Raw genomic sequence first — 19,113 nt, forward strand, 5'->3', positions numbered from 1 at the left:
CCATGGACCTGATGGGGCACGGCGCGAACGCCGGACGCCGCTTCGCGCCCAAGGGGGAGCCGCAGATTACCGGCTTCAACCGGATCGGGCTGTGGAGCCTCTATATTAAGGAGATACGCCGGTTTCTCAAGGTCCAGACGCAGACGGTCTGGGCGCCAGCGGTGACGACGTTGCTGTTCCTGGTCATCTTTACCGTCGCGCTGGGCCGTTCGGGGCGCGAGGTGCTGGGTTACGATTTCGGCACCTTCGTCGCGCCGGGCCTCATCATGATGGGCATGATGCAGAACGCCTTCGCCAATTCCAGCTTCTCGCTACTCGCCGGCAAGTTGCAGGGGACGATCATCGACCTGCTGATGCCGCCTTTGTCGGAAGCCGAGTTGATGATCGCCATCGTCGGTGCCGCGATGACCCGCGCGGTCATGGTAGGCGCAGCGGTAGCCTTTGCGATGTGGCTCTATCCTGACGTCCACCTCCATGCCGCGCACCCCTGGGCTATCGTCTGGTTCGGCCTGATGGGTGCGGCGATGCTGTCGATATTCGGCTTGCTGGCCAGTATCTGGGCGGAGAAGTTCGATCACAACGCCGCCATCACCAACTTCATCGTCGCGCCGCTCTCGCTGTTGTCCGGGACGTTCTACGTTATCAGCAATCTCGCTCCGTTGTTCCAGACGATAAGCCGGGCCAACCCGTTCTTCTACATGATTTCAGGCTTCCGCTACGGCTTCCTCGGGGTGAGCGACATCGGCAACGACAACGCGCACGTCGTCGGCGCCGCGATCGGTGTGGGCGTGCTCAACCTGGTATTGGGATATGTCACTTACCGCGTGCTGAAGAGCGGCTGGAAGATCAAGAGCTAGGCGACGATGGCCTGCCGTCCCGGCGTCAGTGCGTCAGACTGCGCCTGAGACGATAGCGACCGCCACGAAATTCCTCGAACAGTTGATCGACCTGCGGATGGTCGATCGGTTCGCCATCGTCGTCCATCAGCAGGTTCTGCTGACTGACATAGGCGACGTAAGAACTTTCCTCGTTCTCGGCGAGCAGATGGTAGAAAGGCTGGTTGCGACGCGGACGCTGACCTTCGGGAATCTGTTCGTACCACTCATCCGAATTGGCGTAGACCGGGTCGATGTCGAAGATCACGCCGCGAAAGTCGTGGTTGCGATGCCGCACAACGTCGCCGATGGCAAAGCGCGCACGCGAACGGCGTGGCACCTTGATGGTGCGACCGGCAGTGGCGGAATAGAATTGCGAACGGTCCATACGCGCCGAATATATGCCCCTTTGACGCGGGAACAAGCGGTCCGCAAACTCTCGTCCCCGCTTTTCGCGTCGAGTGTGGCCGCAGGGGCTTGGCAAGCCGCGCCCCTTTCGCTAACCGCCGCGCTTCCCAAGCGACCGCGGGTTGACGATGCCTGTCTTGCGGAGAGGTGCCGGAGTGGTCGAACGGGGCGGTCTCGAAAACCGTTGAGCCCTTCTGGGGTTCCGAGGGTTCGAATCCCTCCCTCTCCGCCAATCATTCCCAAGTGCCGCAGTTTTGCTGAAATCCCAGCATTTCAGAGGTTTTTAACGCTTCTGCTGCTACATTTCCTGCTACACAATGTGCCGTTGCAGGGGGTGGCTTTCCTATGAAGGCGGTCAAAGGCTACCGCTACCTGTTTAGGCGCGGGGATCAGTTATATTTTCGCCGCAGGGTGCCATTGAGTGCACGGGCTGCGTTCGATAATCGCAAAGAAGTCCAGAAGTCGCTGGGCACCGGCACCATCACCGAAGCTCGGCATCTTCTGGCGATCGAGGTGGCCACTTTCGACAAGATGATTGCGGATGCTGCCGGAAAGCCTGTGGCAGATGCACTGCGGCAAATCGCTTCCGGCAAGCAGCCTAGCCGGGTCGAGATAGAGGAGACGGTTCGCCAATGGCTTGCTGAACGTGTCGAGCGGGCCGCAGCCAGCGAATTGGTCTCAATCCATCACGATGATGCACAACGCCTATGGCAAGGGCTTCAGGCACAAGTCGAGAACGTGAGGCAGGGGATTGGTCTCGGAGCAGACGAACCGGCTATCACAACCGTCTGGCTTGCAGAAAGCATTTGCGAGGCAGCAGGCTGGGAGATCGAGCAAGGTTCGAGCCAATGGCAGCAACTTCTCCGGTTGTTGGGCCGGGGGCAGATAGAGGCCAATGACTGGCTCGCTGCTGACCTGAATGGCGATGCACGGACTATTCAGGACACCCGGTTCGCGCCTGAACAATATCGGCTCGACGAGCAGCGGTTGGCAGAGCGCCGTGCGCGCGCCCCGGTCCCGATCACTGAAATGCTAGAAGGTTACCTGAAAGAACATGAGCCTACACCGGCCACCGAGAAAGTGTGGCGACGGCATATTGGGCGTTTCATCGAGTTCCTTGGACATAACGATGCCACGCGGGTCACGCTCGCCAATGTGGTGGCGTGGAAGTTCAGCTTGCTTGAGCAGCCTTCCGAGGGAGGCAAGGCCAAGAGTGCCCGAACCGTTCGCGACAGCTATCTCCCTGCCGTCCGCTCTGTGTTCAAATGGGCGGCGGGAAACGGCAAAATAGCTCACAACCCTGTAGCGGGTGTCGTGATGGCCGGGAAGCGCAAGCCGCCCATCAGGGATAAGGGGCTTACGGATGATGAGGCGCATTTAATACTGGCCGCCACCCTGACGCTGCCCCCGGATCGTCTAAGTCCGGAGCGCAAGTTCGCCCGGCGTTGGGTTCCTTGGCTTTGCGCCTACACGGGGGCGCGAGTAAACGAGATGACCCAACTTCGGGCAGAAGATGTAAAGAGAGATGGCCGCATCTGGACGATATATATCACTCCCGAAGCGGGCGGGGTAAAGGACGGCAACCCCCGGACGGTGCCGCTTCATCCGCACATTCTCGATCAGGGTTTCCTTCGGGCGATCTCGGGGAAAGTCGGCCCGTTGTTCTACGATCCATCCCTTCATCGCGGAGGCAGCCGCAGTCATCCGCAATACAAAAAGGTGGGTGAATATCTGGCGCGCTGGGTGCGGGAGGTTGGTGTTTCTGATCCCGGTGTGTGGCCCAACCATGGATGGCGACATCGGTTCAAGACGCAGGCTCGCATCGTAGGAATGGACCCCGAAACCCGCGACGCCATTCAGGGTCACGTGCCTAGGACGGAGGGGGAAGCCTACGGTGGCACGCCAGCGGAGGTATCATGGCGAGAGATCAAGAAATTGCCCCGTTATAGGATAGAAGGTGTCTGATCGGCGGCAGCTTGCCAAGCTCGCGCAACCAATGGTCTCCTGCGGTTTTCGCTGTAAACCGTTTCGCGCGCCAGCTTCCTATACAGGCAGTCCGAAATATCGTCGCAGAGACTGATGCGTGATTGGTGATACCGCATATTTCCCATCCGGATCATCCATCCCGGACCAGTTGTTCCAAGCGAGGAAGTAGGCGTTCCTGTCGCCGGTCAGCGCGCGGGTTCGTCGTGTGGTGGCTGACTGGAACTTGCGGATGTCGATCCCAAGCTCGGTTAGTTGGTGCGCGTTGACCACGGGTCCGTGCTCGGCGATGACACGAGCGCCTGCCCGCACCTCGTCCGATGCCCGCTCCATCCACCTGCCGATGTATTTGTGAGTGATGTCCTCTAGGTTCGCCACATGGACGCCCTCGAACTCATCGCGCCAGTCCGGAGCAGGGACAAGAGCCGAAACCGGAAGGCTGCCCACCTCATCTACGAAGCGCCGGAGTATTTCGTCGCGGGTGGATTGGCTGAACCGTGCGAGGTCATCCGCAGTGAGCACGATATTCATTGAACAGGGCCTTCGCTGGTCGAGGACTACCTGATCCGGATAGAACTATTGCTTGAAGGTCAGGTAAATGCGCGTGCAACCCGTTGCACGGCTACGACCACATTGATTGTCAATTCTTCCCCGCATAGGGTGAGCCCATTCAATCTTGGCACTCGATCAATGGGTTCGCCGGGGCGCTCGGGGGATCAATGGCGAAGCTGACGCAACAAGAACTTGAACGGCATCTATGGGGCGCGGCTGACATCCTGCGCGGCACGGTCGATGCCGGTGACTACAAGCAATATATCTTCGGCCTGCTGTTCTATAAGCGCCTGTGCGACGTGTGGGACGAGGAGTTCGAGGCGCTGCTTGCCGAGACGGGCGACAGGCAGGAAGCAGCCGACCCGGACGAACACCGTTTCCACGTCCCCGCAGAGCATCGCTGGGATGCGGTGCGCCAGCAATCGACACAGATCGGCCAGCGGCTCAACAACGCGCTGGCAGCCATCGAAGATGCCAATCTGCGACTACGCGGCGTTTTTGGATCGGTGGACTTCGCCAATCAGGATCGTTTCTCCGACGCTTTGCTGGAAAAGCTGCTCGCCCATTTCGAGGAATACCGGCTGCGCAACGCCGATGTGCCTGCCGACATGCTGGGCGATGCCTATCTCTATCTCATCAAGCAGTTTGCCGAAGGCGCGGGCAAGAAGGGCGGCGAGTTCTACACTCCGCGCTCCATTGTCCGGCTCATGGTCGAAATCGTCGAGCCGCGCCCCGGCATGTCGATCTACGATCCCACCTGCGGCTCGGCTGGCATGTTGCTCGAAGCGGTGCAGTATCTGAAGGACCGGGGCGAGGATGCGCGCAGCCTATCGCTCTACGGGCAGGAAAAGAACTTCGCCACCTGGGGCATCGCCGAGATCAACCTGTTCCTGCACGATGTGAACGACGCCTTCATCGCCAAGGGCGATACGATCCTCTCGCCCAAGCGATACGATCCCAAGGCGGGCGAGTTCGTGGAAGGGGTGGGGGCCTATGACCGGGTGCTCGCCAATCCGCCGTTTTCGGAAAAGCAGTGGGGGCATGAGGTCTGGAAGAACGGCGACCCGTTCGGGCGCGATACCTATGGCTGCCCGCCCAAGGGCTATGGCGATCTCGCCTTCGTCCAGCACATGCTTGCCAGCCTGAAGGATGACGGGATGCTGGCGGTGGTGGTGCCGCACGGCGTCCTGTTCCGTGGCGGGGCCGAAGGGCGGATCAGGGAGGCCATGCTGGCCGCAGACGTGATCGAGGCGGTCGTGGGCCTTGCGCCCAACCTTTTCTACGGAGCGGGCATACCTGCGGCTCTGCTGGTGTGCCGGGCCAAAAAGCATGCCGAGCGCAAGGGCAAGGTGCTGATCGTCAACGGCGATGCGACCTACCAGCCGGGCAAGGCACAGAACTTCCTGTCCGACGAGCATGTGCGCACGCTGGCCGAGGCCGTGCATGGCTTCGTCGATGTCGAGAAGCTGGCGCGGGTGGTTCCGGTGGAGGAGATTGCCGCCAACGGCCACAACCTCAACATCAGCCGCTATGTGCAGACCCACGCGGATGCCGAGGAGGTCGATGTCGCGGCAGAAGTGGCTAAGCTGCAAGACCTGATCGCCAAGCGCGACGAGGCGGAAGCCGTGATGTTTATGCACCTGCGGAGGCTCGGCTATGTCGAGTAACATGGCCGAACTGATCCGGGATACAGATGCGATGCCGGAAGGGTGGCGCACTGCGCCATTCAGTGCGTTGGCTGACTACGTGAATGGCCGGGCTTTCAAGCCAGAGGATTGGGGAACGGAGGGCTTGCCGATCATTCGGATCGCACAGATCACCAACCCCGACGCCGAGACCAACTTCTTTGATGGTGCGGTCGATCCGCGTAACCTGATCGACGACGATGACCTGATCTTCTCATGGTCAGCCACGCTGGCTGTAATGCGGTGGCGCAAGGGGCCAGCGGTCCTCAATCAGCACTTGTTCAAAGTAACGCCCGCTGAGGGTATCGACCGTGACTGGCTCCAGTTTCGACTTGATGCTTCGATACCCGATCTTGCCGATGAGGCACACGGCACCACAATGAAGCATATCCGAAAGGGGACGCTTTCGTCGCAAAGCACGATTGTCCCCCCCCTCGACGAGCAGCGGCGGATCGCCGAGGTGCTGCGGTCGGTGGATGAGGCGATTGCTGCGGCGGATGGCGTCATTTCCCAGTTGCAAGAGACACGGGGCCTTCGACTTGAAGCACTGATGGCTCTGCCGGGAACGTATCGCCGGATTGATGAGGTCTGCCGATTAAGCGGCGGCAACGGTTTCCCAATCAAGCATCAAGGCAAAGCAGCAGGCCAATACCCATTCGCTAAGGTCTCCGACATGAACCGGCCCGGCAATGAGGTGCAGATGCGCAACGCAGAGAACTATGTTGATGAAGCCGACCTCCGAACGCTGAAAGCAAAGACATTTCCGGTTGGCACAACCTTCTTCCCGAAGGTCGGAGCCACGCTGCTGACAAACAAGCGTCGGATTGCCGCTGTCGAGATGCTGGTGGACAACAATGTAATGGGCGCGGTCGCCACAGATATTGACCCTTGGTTTCTCTATTACGCCTTCTGCACCATCGACATGGCAGATTACGTCCAGCCGGGTGCTGTCCCTTCCGTGAACCAGCGCACAATCGGCCAGATCATGATCCCAGTGCCGGATAGGGCGGCACAGGAGGAGTTTGTGGAAACCATGCGTGACTTGGACGCTGCTATCGAAATGCAGTCGGATGCACTGGCGCAACTGACGGCAACGAAACAATCCCTGATGGCCGACCTTCTCTCTGGTCGCGTGCGAGTTCCTGCATGAGCGAATACCGCCTCGCCGAGAAGCCCGCGCTCGATGCGCTGGCCACGATGGGTTGGCAGTTGCTGTCCCCGACGCAGGCGTTGGCGAAGCGCGAGGAGGAGAACCGCGTAATCCTCAAGCCGGTGCTGATGGAGGCGCTCCGCAGGCTTAATGGCATTGGCGTGGAGGATGCCGAGGCGATCTACAACGATCTCGCCACCCTGTCCGACAATGAGGAATGGCAAAAGAAGCTGCGCGGCAGTTATTCGCGCCGCCTGTCCGGCGAGAACCGCGATAGCACCGTGGTGCTGATCGACTTTAAGAACCCCAGCCGTAACAGCTTCCACGTCACCAACCAGTTCCGCGTCGCCGCGCAGCGGCCTCGCGTGCCGGACATCGTGCTGTTCGTGAACGGCATCCCGCTGGTAGTGATCGAGGCCAAGTCTCCGCTGAAGGGCACGGCCACCGGCGACGAGGCGCATGAGCAAATCCGCCAGTATGAGCGGGACATCCCCCGGCTGTTTCACTCCAACGCTTACAACATCCTCACCGATGGGATGAAAACCGAATACGGGGCAACCGGCGCACCCGCGCAGTTCTACGGCCCGTGGAACGACGCATGGCCGCGCGTCCGCGAGGACTTCGCCGATGCGCTGGCGAAAGACCTATGGTGCCTATGCGAGCCAAGCCGCCTGCTCGATCTGCTCGCGCACTTCATCGTGTTCGAGACCGATCCGGAGACGGGCCGCAAGATCAAGAAGGTTTGCCGCTATCAGCAGTTCCGCGCGGTCAACAAGGCGGTGCAACGGGTTGCAGCGGGAGAGCACCGGAAGGGCCTCGTCTGGCACACGCAGGGCAGCGGCAAGAGCCTCACCATGGTGTTCCTTGCCCTGAAGCTGAAAACGCACCTAACGCTCGATGCGCCGACGCTGGCCAACCCCAACATTCTCGTGCTCACCGACCGGATCGACCTCGACGATCAGATTTCCAAGACCTTCGTCGCCTGCGGTCTACCCAACCCGTCACAATGCGGATCGGTGGCGGCGCTGCGCGAGGCAGTGAATAAGGGCGGCAACGGGCAAATCCTGCTCTCGACGATTTTCAAGTTCGCCGGATCGAAGGAACCCATCCCGAACTCGGCCAACTGGATCGTGCTGGTAGACGAGTGCCACCGCACGCAGGAGAAGGACTTGGGCGCGTTTCTGCAAGCGACGCTGCCGGATGCCCATTTCTACGGTTTCACCGGCACGCCGATCAAATCGGACGACAAGAACACCTTCCAGCGGTTCTCGGTCGCTGACGAGCGATACCTCGACAAATATGGCATCGACGACGCCGTGCGCGACGGTGCCACGGTGCCAATCCTTTACGAAGGCCGGAAAACCGATTGGGCGATCAACGAGGCGGAAATAGACATCCTATTCGACCGCTGGTTCGTCGATCTGCCCGATGACAAGCGCGAGGAACTGAAGGCCAAGGGCCTGACGCTCGCCACCATCGCCAAGCACCCGGAACGGGTCCGCCTGATCGCGATGGACATTTGGGAGCACTTCAAGGCGGTCTGCCAGCCTGATGGATACAAGGCGCAGATCGTGGCCGTGGATCGTGAGGCTGTGGTGCTCTACCGCGCCGCGCTCTCCACTGTCATCGCCGCCGATCTGGTGCGCGACAGGATGGAGGCCGGGGAAGCAGAGGAGCGGGCCAATGCCATGATCGCCTGCGTCTATTCCAAAAGCCAAGAGGATAACAAACCGAGCGAGAACGCGGACGTTGCCAAGCTGCGCGGCGCGCTAGAGGAGCATTACCTCGACGACGAGGCCGAGAAGGAAGTGAAGAAACGCTTCAAGGTGCGCGGGGCCGATCCGCAGTTCCTGATCGTGTGCGACAAGCTGCTGACTGGCTTCGACGCCCCGGTCGAGCATGTCATGTATCTCGACAAGCCGCTGAAGGAGCACAACCTTCTCCAAGCCATTGCCCGGACCAATCGCACCCATGCGTTCACGGGCGAGGATGGCGGAACCATCGAAAAGCCGAATGGCCGGATCGTCGATTACATCGGCGTGACCAACAATCTCGACGAGGCGCTGAAGTCCTACCGTTCGGAAGATGTCGAGAACGCGATGCGAGACATCGCCATACTGCGCAATGACCTGAAGGAAGCGCACGCCCGTTACCGCGCGCAGAAGCGGGCGATGAAGCTCGACGGGCTCGATGAGAAGGCCGCTGCCTACACCGCCGCAAAGCTCGCTGCCGAAGGCGATGAGGACGACTGGTTCGACCTTCAGCGCCTGACCCGCACCTTCATCAAAGCCTATGCGGACCTTTCGCCTGATCCGGCAATCCTGGACTTCACCGCCGAAGTGAAATGGGCAGCCGCCTTCCTGCGCTTGGCAACGCAGGCTATCTCGAAGGACGAGAGCCTCGATCACCGCAGCTATTCCGGCAAGATCAGGGAAATGCTTGAGCAGCACGTCCATGCGACGGGTCTCTCGACAACGATCAAGCTGCGCAACATCACCGATCCCGAGTTCGCCGACGACTTCGATACCGCCGACATGAGCGACGACGATTTGCAGGAAGCCTTCGTGCGCAAATCCGCCGAACTTCGCCGTGTCACCCGCGAACTGCTAGACAAGAACCCGGCGCAATACGGTCGCTTCTCCGAGCGCGTGATCGAGATCATTCGCCGGTTCGAGGAAGGTCAGCTTGCCGCCGCTGATGGCCTGCGAGACTTCGAGAACCTGACCGGCGACATTCAGGCAGAGAAGGGCGCGCACTCTGATCTCGGCATGGATGAGCACACCTTTTCAATTCTGCGCATCATCGAAGCCATTGTGCCGGACGCCGATGCGCGCGCAATGCAGGATGCCGCCATAGGGATCGGGGCAATTTACGCGGATGCTGCGGCGACCCAGCCCGCCTTCACGCACATGGAGGATTACCTGCGCAGTCTGCGCCAACAAACCCGGCGTATCCTCACCGAGCGCGGCATCGGTGAGACGAAGCTCATCCGCGAAAAGGTGGAGGTTTTCGCTGTTCACACCTTTGGAGGCGATGCCTGATGCCGACCGTCCAGATAGGTAAGAAGGCCATACCTTACGAGCTTCGCCACTCCGCCACGGCGTCCGAACGCCGCATCACTGTGACACCCGGCCACGTCGAGGTATTAGCACCGGCGACTGACGACGAATTGGAGGTTGCTCAATTCATCGACCGGAAGCGCCAGTGGCTATTCGACACCGTGCGGGACATGGAGCGGATCACCGCTAATCGCCACGCGGTGCCCCGGTTCGCAACAGGCTCTAAGATACCGTATCGAGGGCGAAAGATGCCGTTGACCGTGCGGCGAACCGATGCCGAGCGATGCGCCGTTACCTATCGGAATGGCTTTGTCGTCGATCTGCCACATTGGGCAGGATCATACCCCGACAGCCTCGTCGCCAGCGAGTTGCAGCACTGGCTAAAACAGCGTGCCCGCCGCGATGTGAGGGAAATCGCCGCCGTTTATGGAAAGCGGTTCGGCCTCATCCCCCGGTCGATCCGCGTCGCCGACTTTGTCAATGGCTGGGGATCATGCGGGCCGGAAGGCAATATCTTTATCAACTGGCACCTGATCTTTGCGCCACGAAAGGTGCTGGAATATGTCGTGGCGCATGAACTCGCGCATCTGCGCGTTCGGTCTCACGGGCTGGAGTTCTGGACACTGCTAGGCAAACTGATCCCTGACTTCGGGCAATCGCGAACTTGGTTGGATCGCCATCAATCCACGCTGTCCGCCAACTTCCTCGTGGGAGGTGCATGATGGGCGTTCGCTATCCCACTAGCCAAGACGTGCCGGGCAGCCTCTGGCTTGGATGAGAACGAAGATTGATATTGATTGGTATTCGATTGCCAAATACTGACATGTCAAGGGGGAAGAATGTGTTAGCTGTCAGTTACATGGGAACCAAGCGCCACTTGGCTCCAGTTGTGGCCGATTTGGTCGACGACAGTCAATCAGGGCCACTTCTCGATCTCTTCTCCGGCATGTGTTCGGTCGGTCAGGCTGTCGCCCCGGCTCGGCAAGTATGGTCAAATGACCTTCAGCGGTTTGCCTATCTTGTGGCGACATGCCAGTTTTGCGGTCGATCTGATGCACCAGATCGAAAGTGGGCCGAAGATCAACTCGTGACCCATTATTCCTTGCACAAGCAAAGGTTAGCAACCGCGCTGTCCAGAGAGATCGATGTCGAGCTTGAGGCACTGAGTGAGCAGAGTATTGAACGCCTCAGTAAGTTGTTCGAGGATGGCATTTTTCAGGCAAATCGGATTAGCCATGGAGAAGGGAGTAGGCATCAACTTTTCATAGATCGGTATTCGGGCACTTATTTTGGCATTTCTCAATCCGTAGAGATCGATGCTATTAGGTATGCTATTGATCATCTGGATGGGGAATGTGCCGAAAAGGATTGGCTGCTTGTCGCATTATGCAGTGCAATGGCCCGGTGTGCCAACACTACAGGGCACTTTGCTCAGGCATTAAATCCAAAGCAAAGCAACATCGGCAAGGTGCTGGGGCAGCGCATGAGGTCAGTTTGGGATGAGTTCTTGTCCGCGTTTGATAGGCTGGAAGCAATAGGAGAGCCTGATTGGAGAGCAGGAAACCGGGCCTTCCAAACCGAGGCGGCATCTCTACTGGCAGAGCTAATCCCACATGCCGAAGTTGGAGTGGTATATGCCGATCCGCCTTATACGGCAGATCAGTATTCTCGGTATTACCATCTTTATGAAACGGCAATTCTCTATGACTATCCCGCAGCTAGGGGGCGCGGCTTGTATAGAGACAATCGACCAGTTTCTCAGTTTTCTCATGCGTCGAAAGTGCGGGCGAGCATCGAGCAGCTAATTGCTCGCACATCGCGTCTCAAGGCAGACCTTATTCTCAGTTACCCTGCCGATGGTTTGCTGCCCAGTTCACGGTCTCAAATCGGGGAAATGATCAAGGAGCACTTTGGTCGTCCACCAGAAGTGTTCCCTATCTTCCACAATCATTCGACCATGGGTGCATCGAAGGGCGATGCAAAGAGGCAGGTTACTGAATTACTCTATCGAGCGCGGAGCTAGGCATGGCCCAGAGTGACGGAAAGTCGCTAAAAATGATTGCGCCGGGTGACATTAGTCCAAACCCGGAAAATCCGAGGCTCATCTTCCGGCAGGAAGAAATGGAGAGCCTAATGCTCTCTATTGACCAGTATGGCATACAGGTGCCGATCACGGTTTATTTAGACGGCGGACGATACTATCTGCTAGACGGTGAGCGTCGCTGGCGATGCGCAGGAAAGCTGGGCCTGAGGGCCATTCCAGCCATCGTTCAGGCAAAGCCTACCGAGCTTCAGAACCTCGTGCTCATGTATAACATCCATGCGCTTCGAGAGCAGTGGGACTATTACACAATAGCATCGAAGCTAGAGAGGGTGATCGATCTCTTTTTTGCCGAGAACGGTGAATATCCGAACGAAGTGACACTGTCTGAGATGACAGGATTGACCAGAGGCGCAATTCGTCGCTGCCAACTACTCATCAATCTGCCGGATCGATTTAAAGACTTGCTTTTGGGTGAGTTGGAAAAGCCAAAGCTCCAGCAGAAGCTATCTGAAGACTTCTTCATTGAAATGGAGAGGTCATTGAAAACTGTCGTGAAGCGCGTGCCAGAATATGAAAGCCGTCTTGACGAAATTCGAGATGGGCTCCTTGCGAAGTTCCAGAGAGGAACAATCAGTGCTGTTACTGATTTTCGGCAGTTGTCCAAGATTGCAACTGCCCTTGACAATTTGGATGTCAAGCGGGGCCAGACCCGAAAAATAATTGGTGAGATATTCGATCCAAACAACAATCTATCGATACGCGAGGCATACGAAAGATCGGTTGCGTTTGAATATGAAGAGAGAAAGTATTTCCGATACGTCGAGGACATAGAGGGCTTCATTATCGAGGTTCTTGAGGAGGAAAGGGCCGACGATCTTGACGATGATTTGGTTGAAAGCCTGAAAAAGCTGCATGGAACCCTGAGCAGACTGCTGGCGGGGTGAAACCATGAGCGACGGTATCACTACAGCAACGGACTTTCTTACGGACGCAATCAAATCCTACTTGCAGACGAACTATGCCAATCCTCCAATCAAGGTCGGAACAGAGATTGACAAGAACCTACGTTGGGTTCCGACGCTCAATTGCGCCGTGAACAAGCATCTGATGCTCATCGAGGTGTCCGAGAAAGTCTACCCTGCAATTTTTCGGATGCGACATGCTGATATGGCAGAGGTTCAGAAGCCAATAGCCGTCTATTGCGTATGCCCTGAGGAGGCATACTTGAATGACCAAAAGGATGCCAACGATCTCATCCGGCACGGATTTGGACTGTTCACAGTCAACGCAGAGGGGGAGGTAGTCAAAAAATCTGCCGCAATTCCCATTGTTCAGCATATTACGGACAGTGATTACAATGCTGACGTGAAAGGACTGACGCCCAAAGTTCGGCGGGAAGTCCAATCCTCGTTTGAGGTTTATAAAGGAGACAGCCCTGCGGGTGTCGCAAGCATCACTGAATTGGTGGAAGGGATGGTGATGAAGGCAGCCAAGGAGGCTGTAAGAAAGGGGTGGATGACCAAAAAAGATGCTAATTCGACCCTCGCAAACGTAATAATCAAGATGCGTTCGCTTGCTCAGTTCGGGAAGGCGGAGATTAAGCTCAGTGGTGCCGGGGCCTTCGTTTCTCGGATAAGAAACGCCGCACATCATTATCCCAAATCCCAGAAGCAAGCACATCAGAAGTATCGTGATTGCCGACACAGCTTCCTAGATGGCATTAGGGTTTTGAAGGATTTGCAGGAAGGCTTTAAGGCAGTTGGGCTAACTGGCTCGCTTTGATGCCACATGGCCCTGCCCATGTGGGACATTCACCGGCCAATGGGGATTTGTGTCACTGAAGTCGTTTCCGCATCAGTGGGACACCTTCTCGCAGCTTCTAGAGCCTAGCGGAACGCCGCATCGGCATTTGCCATGCCGTTCAATAACCAGATTTTCAGACAAGGGTGCGATCACTCCGCGCAACTCTATGGTGCAAAACGAAGAATTATTGGGGGCGTGACCTAAATGAACAGCAAAGCAATGAGTTTCGTGGGCGCTGGCTTGCTGATTGTGGGATTGTTCCTGCCTATCGCAACGCTGCCGTTCTTGGGCAACGTGACCCTCATGAGCAACGGCTTCAATATCGTCGCCATCGGGTTGCTGATCTTGGGGCTACTTAGCGGCTTTCTGGCTTGGGCAGAACGGCGCGATACGCTCATTTGGACAGGCGGTGCTGCCCTCCTCACCGTCATCTACATGTTCGGACGGATGCAATGGGCGATGACGCAAATGCGCACTGGCATGGCCGAAGAACTGGAAGGCAACCCTTTTGCGGGCCTCGCGCAAACAGCGATGGCGTCGGTGGGCTTGCAGTGGGGTTGGCTTATCCTTGCCGCAGGACCGGCTCTGCTGGTCTATGTAGCCGTTCAGGATCGGAAAGCGGACGGCTCCTCGATGTTTTCGGCTGGTGACAATGTCGAACGGATCGCCGCTGGCATTTCGGTGCTCGCCCTCCTTATAGCACCAGTGCAGGACGCATGGGGATATTTCACGGCACCAGACGCGGAGGAGACTGCGACTGCAAACTCCGTATTGTCGTCACCCGTCACCCAATCAGAAACGAGTTCGGGCCCCACTGCTGAAGAAGCGAACTACATCAGCGACAGCCTGCGCCTCTACGAGTTCGAGGCGAAATACTACGATAGCATGTTGGATGGCCGGACGCCGGGCGTGGACTTCAAAATCAAGAACGAGGGTGATCGCACCATCAACAGCCTTACCGTCAAGGTCGTGTTCTACGACGCCGACGATCAGCCCATTGCCGAAGAACTCTATTACCCGGTCAACGTGGGCGGGTTCAGCATGGGTAATGAGGACAGGCCGCTTCGCCCGAACTACATCTGGCAACAGGAAAGTGATCGTTTCTACACGGCTAAAAACGTGCCTAGCGAATGGAGTGAAGGCAACGCCCGCGCTACCATCACAGACATTGAGTTCGATCCGGCAGGTTGAGCCCGACACCCTTAGCAGCAGCGGCGTGCATCATCGTCCGCGCATCACGCGGCGCATCTCTACCTTCCTTTGACACGCGGGATGTTTCACGCCCTCGTTGGGCGAGACCAATGTCGAGATTTTTTGTCAATAAATCCGTGACTTAGACGCGATTTGATGCCAACATTTCTTAGGAAATGCGAGGCTTGTCAGATGCTTATTGGTTACAAACGGTCATCGACGACCGAGCAGGTCGCGGGATACGAAGCGCAAGAGCAGCAGTTGCTTGCAACGGGTTGCACTCGCATTTTCGGGGAGATGACATCCTCGATTGCGCAGCGCGATGAGCTTGAGGCGGCATTGGAGTTCGTCCGCGAGGGCGATGCGCTCGTAGTCTGCAAAATCGACAGGCTGGCGCGATCAACGACAGACTTGCTCGGCATCGTCGCCAAGTTGGAAACCAAAGGCGTTGCACTGCGCATCCTCGATTTCGGCGGTAGTGAGGTAGACACAAAATCTCCAACAGGCCGGATGCTTCTGACGATGTTCGCTGCCGTAGCGGAATGGGAGTTGGCGACGATGAGGTCTCGCCAGCGCATCGGGATCGACAAGGCCAAGCAGGAAGGTCGCTACAAAGGCAGGGCACCCACTGCACGCCGGAAGGCATCGCAGGTGTCAGAACTTCGTCAGTCCGGGCTTGGTGCGACCGAGATCGCCACCCGGCTCGGAATAAGCAGGGCAAGCGTCTATCGTGTTCTGGCTGACGGGGCGGAAGCATGAAGTGGGACAATCCCCGGCAAGTGTTCGCCGATGTCACGGCGGCTCTTGAGGATGTTCACGATATTGCAGTGCAAGGCCAGTCATCTGATCTGACCATAGACATGGTTGCTCCGCTCGCCGGGCACATCCGGCAGGGTCTTGCCCGTATCGAGACCCTGATGCGCCGATTGCCCGGCGCTGGCATCTCCGGCCAGCGTTGAAGGGTATGGCGAGCTTTGATCCCGAGCGGCTGTTGGCCGCACTCCCCTCGCTGCCATTGCGTCCGCCCGGCCCGAAAGCACCGAGGAGCTTCCTGAAGTGGCGCTGGCCACCGATATTGCCCTATATGGGCTTCACGCCCGTAGAGCGAGTTCAGCACTGGCAGATTGCCCGATGGCTCATCGCCGCAGGTTGCATCACTGTGCCGACGCATTGCGCGATTTGCGCCAGCACTGATAAGGTTGGGTTCCATAGCGAGAACTACTATTCTGTCCTGTGCTCGCCCGCGCTGTGCGGCCTTTGCCATCAGCGACTGCATCGCCGGTTCTCACGTCCGGCTGCATGGAGAGACCTGATGCAGGCGCACGTCCGCACTGGCGACGAGTGGTTCGCCCTGATCCCGGCAATCGACTATGATCTAGCTGGTTACCTTCGCGCTACACGGGGGGAGCAACTGCGCGACATGCGCGCCGATCCGGCCTTGTTCGCCTGCTACGGGATTGCCGACAAGCTGCCCCGAAACCTGCATGGCATCGAGAGTGCGGAACGAGAGGATCGGCAAGGCCGATTGCTCTGATTATTCAGAGAGCATCTAATAGACAACTTTCGTTACTATGCCTCTATATCCCACATTTTTTGTCAACATTGACAATGAAAGTAGATATTATGAAATGTTTGACTAATGGCGGCTTAATTACTAAATAGATCACGCCAAGATTGATCCCTTGGCGGGCACGTGTGGTATTGGCTGGCGTCTAGGCGCGCTCGAAGCAGCCAATACCCACGTGCATTATTCGAGCGCGCCATGACACCATACCGACCCCTTCGCACCTATGGCCTTGTGCCTCTCAATCATCCCCCGACGGATGAATGGGAGCCCGCGCGTGTCCCTATCCGCAGAGCCAAGAAGGCAACAGCAAAGCTACTTCGCCGGATCGAGCGGGCGCGGGATGCTGGGGACAGAAGGCAAGTCAGATACCTGACGGATCGCTATCTGCGCTCCTACTCGGTCAAGCTGGCAGCGACGGCGAAGGTCAACACAATCCTGAAAGGAGGTGAACGAGCAAAGTCTAAGGAACTGATTGCAACCGCAAGAACGATTGATCCGTTCCGGCCTGCCGGGGAGCAAGCCCACGTTGTGCCGATCAAGAAGGACAACGGTAGCACCCGGTTGCTGACACTGTTCGGACTGAAGCGGTCAACAGAACAGCGGATGGTGCAACAGTTGCTTTGCCGATTGCACAGGCCAGACCCGAGGCAACATGCCATGCAAGAAGGCGAGGACGGTCGCAACGAAGCAGCGAAAGCGGTCCTCAACGCAGTGGACGGAGATGCCCGCTGGTTCATCGGCCTCGATATTACCGACTACTACCCTTCGATTGACACAAGGAGATTGCACAACCTCATACCACTACCTCGTCGCATCATCGACAACGTCATCTGCCCTCCGGCAATGGATGACGTTCGTGTGCGTTATAATGGTCTTGTTGATGTTCTACGATTGGCGGAGGCTTCCCAATCCGGGGTAAGTCAAGGCTCGCGCACCTCACCCATAGTGGCTGACATCGTCATCAAGCATATCCTCGATGGGCTTCATTGCCCGGCGACGGTTATCAACTATGCTGACGACTTCGGCGTTATGGCTCGCACAAAGCGAGAGGTGACGACGATTGCACAATCCTTGGTCCGTGCGCTTGCGCACAGTCCGGCAGGGTGCCTCCAACTTCGTAACAAGGTTCACGGGACCGCGCGACGCGTTGCTGATGGCTTCGAGTTCCTGGGCTACCATTTCAGGTCAAGGCGCGGCACCGTCATTTGCCAGCCCGCAGACAAGAACCTCATCAAGTTCAACACCAAGACCTGCGCCTACATCCTTGAAGCCGAGGCGGGACACGCGAAGGCACTCCTGCGCTTTCGACGATATATGAAATCATGGTGGTCATCGTTTCCACTAGTCCGGGCTCATCTGGACGGGAACGACATGTTCTTCGCCCGCCATCATGTCCGAGAGCTTGTGCGTCGTAGGTATCGGCGCACCATGCCCTTAGCTGAAATAGCATTGGAGATGGATGGCGAGAACTTCGCGCCACTTCCGCCGCACACTGAAATCATGCGGATCGCGCAGACCATTCGGGAGCGCCGAAACAGCCGGATAGGAAAACGCCCAACCTATCGGACAGATGTCCCTTGGTGGGAATAGTCGAGAAGCTGGCCGGGCGTGACTTCGAGTGCGCGTGCTAAGCGGTCCACTACTCTAATCGTCGGGTTCCGTCCGCCAGATCGTTCGAGCGCCGAGAGATACGTCCGATGGATGTCGGCGCGGTGCGCCAGTTCTTCCTGCGACATGTCCTTCGCGCGGCGGATGCGGCGCACGTTCGCCCCGAAATGCTTGCAGATGTCCATAGGCCATCACAGGCCATCAAGCCCCGATTTCCGCCACATTCCATAGAGTGCAATGTGAATACTATCGGTAACACTTCGTCAGTTTCTGTGTGCTAGACGTTGTTCATGGGCTGCACGACTTAACGTCGATCCATCTGCACGGAAATCAAATAGCCTTCTTCGGGAGGCTGTAACCGATAGCCCAGCGACGAAAGGATGAGTAGGCTGATGAAATTGAAGGCGATCTTCTATGTCGCTGTAACTGTCGGCGTGGCTGCCTATGTTTATCAAACCTATGTCGGCCCCGATCAGATTGCGGCAGCGCAATCCAGAGTGGCGGCGGAACTGAAAGACCCTTCGTCGGCCCAATTCAGGAACGTGGAGCAGGTAGGGGACAGGGTCTGTGGCGAGGTAAACGCACGCAACTCCTTCGGCGGGTATGCTGGATTTCAGCAATTCTATGTGAAGGGCGATGAGGTGTTGCTGGCAACTACCGGCAATGACCCGGATGCGATGCTCCAACGGGCAAGAGTTTCATCGAGGTGCATTGAACATCTAATGCCCGACGCTGATCCTGAAGCGACGGCAGCCTTGGCGAACTGATTGCAGTCCATGCTCTCGCAACTTGATGCCCATAGCGTAGATAAGGGAGTAACACGGTGCAACGCGCTTCGACCGAAGTTCGCTCCCGAGAGTTCGAGGCCATTATCTTCAATTTGAGATCGGGGGCGAAGCGTCTTTGGGGCGACCGGCGAGAGACGGCTCACCATAATCGCGATTGACGTTATCAAATAATCTGCTGCTACATTTCCGGCTACACATGCGCTATCAGGTATGGCAGCAATGCCCTGAAAAACCGGGGTTTTTGATATGTGGCGCTTTCTCCCTCCCTCTCCGCCACCCGGCCATATCCCTTTTCCGGGCTCCGGGCGGGCGAGACTTTTGTCCCCGACGCCGTTTGCTGATAGCGCTACCATGGAAGTGCGAATCGGACACCGAACCTCCTTCGAGAAGGTCGGGCCAG

General features: G+C 57.7%; 18 protein-coding genes and 1 tRNA gene. 16 read left to right on the top strand and 3 right to left on the bottom strand.

Translation table 11 applies throughout. From position 1 onward, the window contains the following. The first annotated feature begins 11 nt into the window (after positions 1-11). On the top strand, positions 12-857 hold the full coding sequence (locus EG799_RS11315; RefSeq protein WP_234029195.1) for an ABC transporter permease: 846 nt from the start codon (positions 12-14) through the stop codon (positions 855-857). Between the two features lie 25 nt (positions 858-882). On the opposite strand, the gene hspQ is transcribed toward EG799_RS11315, so the two are convergent. Further along, positions 883-1,263, bottom strand: coding sequence for a heat shock protein HspQ (gene hspQ / locus EG799_RS11320; protein WP_123881265.1), 381 nt, complete (start codon positions 1,261-1,263; stop codon positions 883-885). 161 nt (positions 1,264-1,424) lie between these two features. On the opposite strand from hspQ, the gene EG799_RS11325 reads away from it, so the two are divergent. Both EG799_RS11325 and EG799_RS11330 read left to right on the top strand, forming a co-directional pair. Then, positions 1,425-1,515: transfer RNA gene (locus EG799_RS11325), tRNA-Ser, on the top strand. A gap of 113 nt (positions 1,516-1,628) precedes the next feature. After that, positions 1,629-3,248, top strand: coding sequence for a DUF6538 domain-containing protein (locus EG799_RS11330; protein WP_123881267.1), 1,620 nt, complete (start codon positions 1,629-1,631; stop codon positions 3,246-3,248). 78 nt (positions 3,249-3,326) lie between these two features. On the opposite strand, the gene EG799_RS11335 is transcribed toward EG799_RS11330, so the two are convergent. Then, a complete protein-coding gene (locus EG799_RS11335) occupies positions 3,327-3,797 on the bottom strand; it encodes a hypothetical protein (protein ID WP_123881269.1) in 471 nt (156 codons plus the stop codon). 188 nt (positions 3,798-3,985) lie between these two features. Between EG799_RS11335 and EG799_RS11340 the strand changes: the two genes are divergently transcribed. The 12 genes from EG799_RS11340 (at position 3,986) to EG799_RS11395 (ending at position 17,907) form a co-directional block, all read left to right on the top strand. Beyond that, positions 3,986-5,485: a type I restriction-modification system subunit M gene (locus EG799_RS11340; RefSeq protein WP_123881270.1), complete on the top strand. Its 1,500-nt coding sequence runs from the start codon at positions 3,986-3,988 to the stop codon at positions 5,483-5,485. A gap of 1 nt (position 5,486) precedes the next feature. Beyond that, complete coding sequence (locus EG799_RS11345) at positions 5,487-6,653, top strand: restriction endonuclease subunit S (protein WP_158611067.1); 1,167 nt, start codon at positions 5,487-5,489, stop codon at positions 6,651-6,653. After that, positions 6,650-9,694 (top strand): type I restriction endonuclease subunit R, encoded by a 3,045-nt coding sequence (locus EG799_RS11350; RefSeq protein WP_123881274.1) that lies wholly within the window; start codon positions 6,650-6,652, stop codon positions 9,692-9,694. Before EG799_RS11345 ends, EG799_RS11350 begins: the two co-directional genes overlap by 4 nt. Next, positions 9,694-10,434, top strand: coding sequence for a M48 family metallopeptidase (locus EG799_RS11355; RefSeq protein ID WP_123881276.1), 741 nt, complete (start codon positions 9,694-9,696; stop codon positions 10,432-10,434). The genes EG799_RS11350 and EG799_RS11355 overlap by 1 nt, the downstream gene beginning before the upstream one ends. A gap of 137 nt (positions 10,435-10,571) precedes the next feature. Then, positions 10,572-11,735 carry a DNA adenine methylase gene (locus EG799_RS11360; protein ID WP_158611068.1) on the top strand — a complete coding sequence of 388 codons (1,164 nt, stop codon included), beginning with the start codon at positions 10,572-10,574 and terminating at the stop codon, positions 11,733-11,735. Positions 11,736-11,737: 2 nt separating this feature from the next. Next, positions 11,738-12,700, top strand: a complete 963-nt coding sequence (locus tag EG799_RS11365) for a ParB/RepB/Spo0J family partition protein (protein ID WP_123881280.1) — start codon at positions 11,738-11,740, stop codon at positions 12,698-12,700. A 4-nt stretch (positions 12,701-12,704) separates the two neighbouring features. Continuing rightward, the gene (locus EG799_RS11370; protein WP_123881281.1) at positions 12,705-13,538 is read left to right on the top strand and encodes a hypothetical protein; all 834 of its coding nucleotides are present in this window, start codon (positions 12,705-12,707) and stop codon (positions 13,536-13,538) included. A gap of 225 nt (positions 13,539-13,763) precedes the next feature. Further along, positions 13,764-14,750, top strand: coding sequence for a hypothetical protein (locus EG799_RS11375; protein WP_123881284.1), 987 nt, complete (start codon positions 13,764-13,766; stop codon positions 14,748-14,750). Between the two features lie 192 nt (positions 14,751-14,942). Beyond that, positions 14,943-15,509 (top strand): recombinase family protein, encoded by a 567-nt coding sequence (locus tag EG799_RS11380; RefSeq protein WP_123881286.1) that lies wholly within the window; start codon positions 14,943-14,945, stop codon positions 15,507-15,509. Continuing rightward, positions 15,506-15,709, top strand: coding sequence for a hypothetical protein (locus EG799_RS11385; protein WP_123881288.1), 204 nt, complete (start codon positions 15,506-15,508; stop codon positions 15,707-15,709). Before EG799_RS11380 ends, EG799_RS11385 begins: the two co-directional genes overlap by 4 nt. Positions 15,710-15,714: 5 nt before the next feature. Beyond that, positions 15,715-16,284 carry a hypothetical protein gene (locus EG799_RS11390; protein WP_123881290.1) on the top strand — a complete coding sequence of 190 codons (570 nt, stop codon included), beginning with the start codon at positions 15,715-15,717 and terminating at the stop codon, positions 16,282-16,284. 228 nt (positions 16,285-16,512) lie between these two features. After that, positions 16,513-17,907, top strand: a complete 1,395-nt coding sequence (locus tag EG799_RS11395; RefSeq protein WP_123881292.1) for a reverse transcriptase domain-containing protein — start codon at positions 16,513-16,515, stop codon at positions 17,905-17,907. Here EG799_RS11395 and EG799_RS11400 read toward each other — a convergent pair. Beyond that, positions 17,877-18,110 (bottom strand): helix-turn-helix domain-containing protein, encoded by a 234-nt coding sequence (locus tag EG799_RS11400; protein ID WP_123881294.1) that lies wholly within the window; start codon positions 18,108-18,110, stop codon positions 17,877-17,879. The genes EG799_RS11395 and EG799_RS11400 overlap by 31 nt on opposite strands. A gap of 207 nt (positions 18,111-18,317) precedes the next feature. Between EG799_RS11400 and EG799_RS11405 the strand changes: the two genes are divergently transcribed. Beyond that, entirely contained in the window at positions 18,318-18,692 is a 375-nt protein-coding gene (locus EG799_RS11405; RefSeq protein ID WP_123881296.1) for a hypothetical protein, read from the top strand. The last annotated feature ends 421 nt before the right edge of the window (positions 18,693-19,113 follow it).

The organism is Aurantiacibacter spongiae, assembly GCF_003815535.1.
GTDB classification, from domain to species: Bacteria; Pseudomonadota; Alphaproteobacteria; order Sphingomonadales; family Sphingomonadaceae; genus Alteraurantiacibacter; species Alteraurantiacibacter spongiae.

Coding starts and splice junctions, on each gene's coding strand:
- EG799_RS11350 (WP_123881274.1), top strand. CDS start 6,650: ATGAGCGAATACCGCCTCGCCGAGAAGCCCGCGCTCGATGCGCTGGCC.
- EG799_RS11405 (WP_123881296.1), top strand. CDS start 18,318: ATGAAATTGAAGGCGATCTTCTATGTCGCTGTAACTGTCGGCGTGGCT.
- EG799_RS11390 (WP_123881290.1), top strand. CDS start 15,715: ATGGCGAGCTTTGATCCCGAGCGGCTGTTGGCCGCACTCCCCTCGCTG.
- EG799_RS11355 (WP_123881276.1), top strand. CDS start 9,694: ATGCCGACCGTCCAGATAGGTAAGAAGGCCATACCTTACGAGCTTCGC.
- EG799_RS11345 (WP_158611067.1), top strand. CDS start 5,487: ATGGCCGAACTGATCCGGGATACAGATGCGATGCCGGAAGGGTGGCGC.
- EG799_RS11400 (WP_123881294.1), bottom strand. CDS start 18,110: ATGGACATCTGCAAGCATTTCGGGGCGAACGTGCGCCGCATCCGCCGC.
- EG799_RS11360 (WP_158611068.1), top strand. CDS start 10,572: ATGGGAACCAAGCGCCACTTGGCTCCAGTTGTGGCCGATTTGGTCGAC.
- EG799_RS11385 (WP_123881288.1), top strand. CDS start 15,506: ATGAAGTGGGACAATCCCCGGCAAGTGTTCGCCGATGTCACGGCGGCT.
- EG799_RS11380 (WP_123881286.1), top strand. CDS start 14,943: ATGCTTATTGGTTACAAACGGTCATCGACGACCGAGCAGGTCGCGGGA.
- EG799_RS11370 (WP_123881281.1), top strand. CDS start 12,705: ATGAGCGACGGTATCACTACAGCAACGGACTTTCTTACGGACGCAATC.
- EG799_RS11395 (WP_123881292.1), top strand. CDS start 16,513: ATGACACCATACCGACCCCTTCGCACCTATGGCCTTGTGCCTCTCAAT.
- EG799_RS11335 (WP_123881269.1), bottom strand. CDS start 3,797: ATGAATATCGTGCTCACTGCGGATGACCTCGCACGGTTCAGCCAATCC.
- EG799_RS11330 (WP_123881267.1), top strand. CDS start 1,629: ATGAAGGCGGTCAAAGGCTACCGCTACCTGTTTAGGCGCGGGGATCAG.
- EG799_RS11375 (WP_123881284.1), top strand. CDS start 13,764: ATGAACAGCAAAGCAATGAGTTTCGTGGGCGCTGGCTTGCTGATTGTG.
- hspQ (WP_123881265.1), bottom strand. CDS start 1,263: ATGGACCGTTCGCAATTCTATTCCGCCACTGCCGGTCGCACCATCAAG.
- EG799_RS11315 (WP_234029195.1), top strand. CDS start 12: ATGGGGCACGGCGCGAACGCCGGACGCCGCTTCGCGCCCAAGGGGGAG.
- EG799_RS11340 (WP_123881270.1), top strand. CDS start 3,986: ATGGCGAAGCTGACGCAACAAGAACTTGAACGGCATCTATGGGGCGCG.
- EG799_RS11365 (WP_123881280.1), top strand. CDS start 11,738: ATGGCCCAGAGTGACGGAAAGTCGCTAAAAATGATTGCGCCGGGTGAC.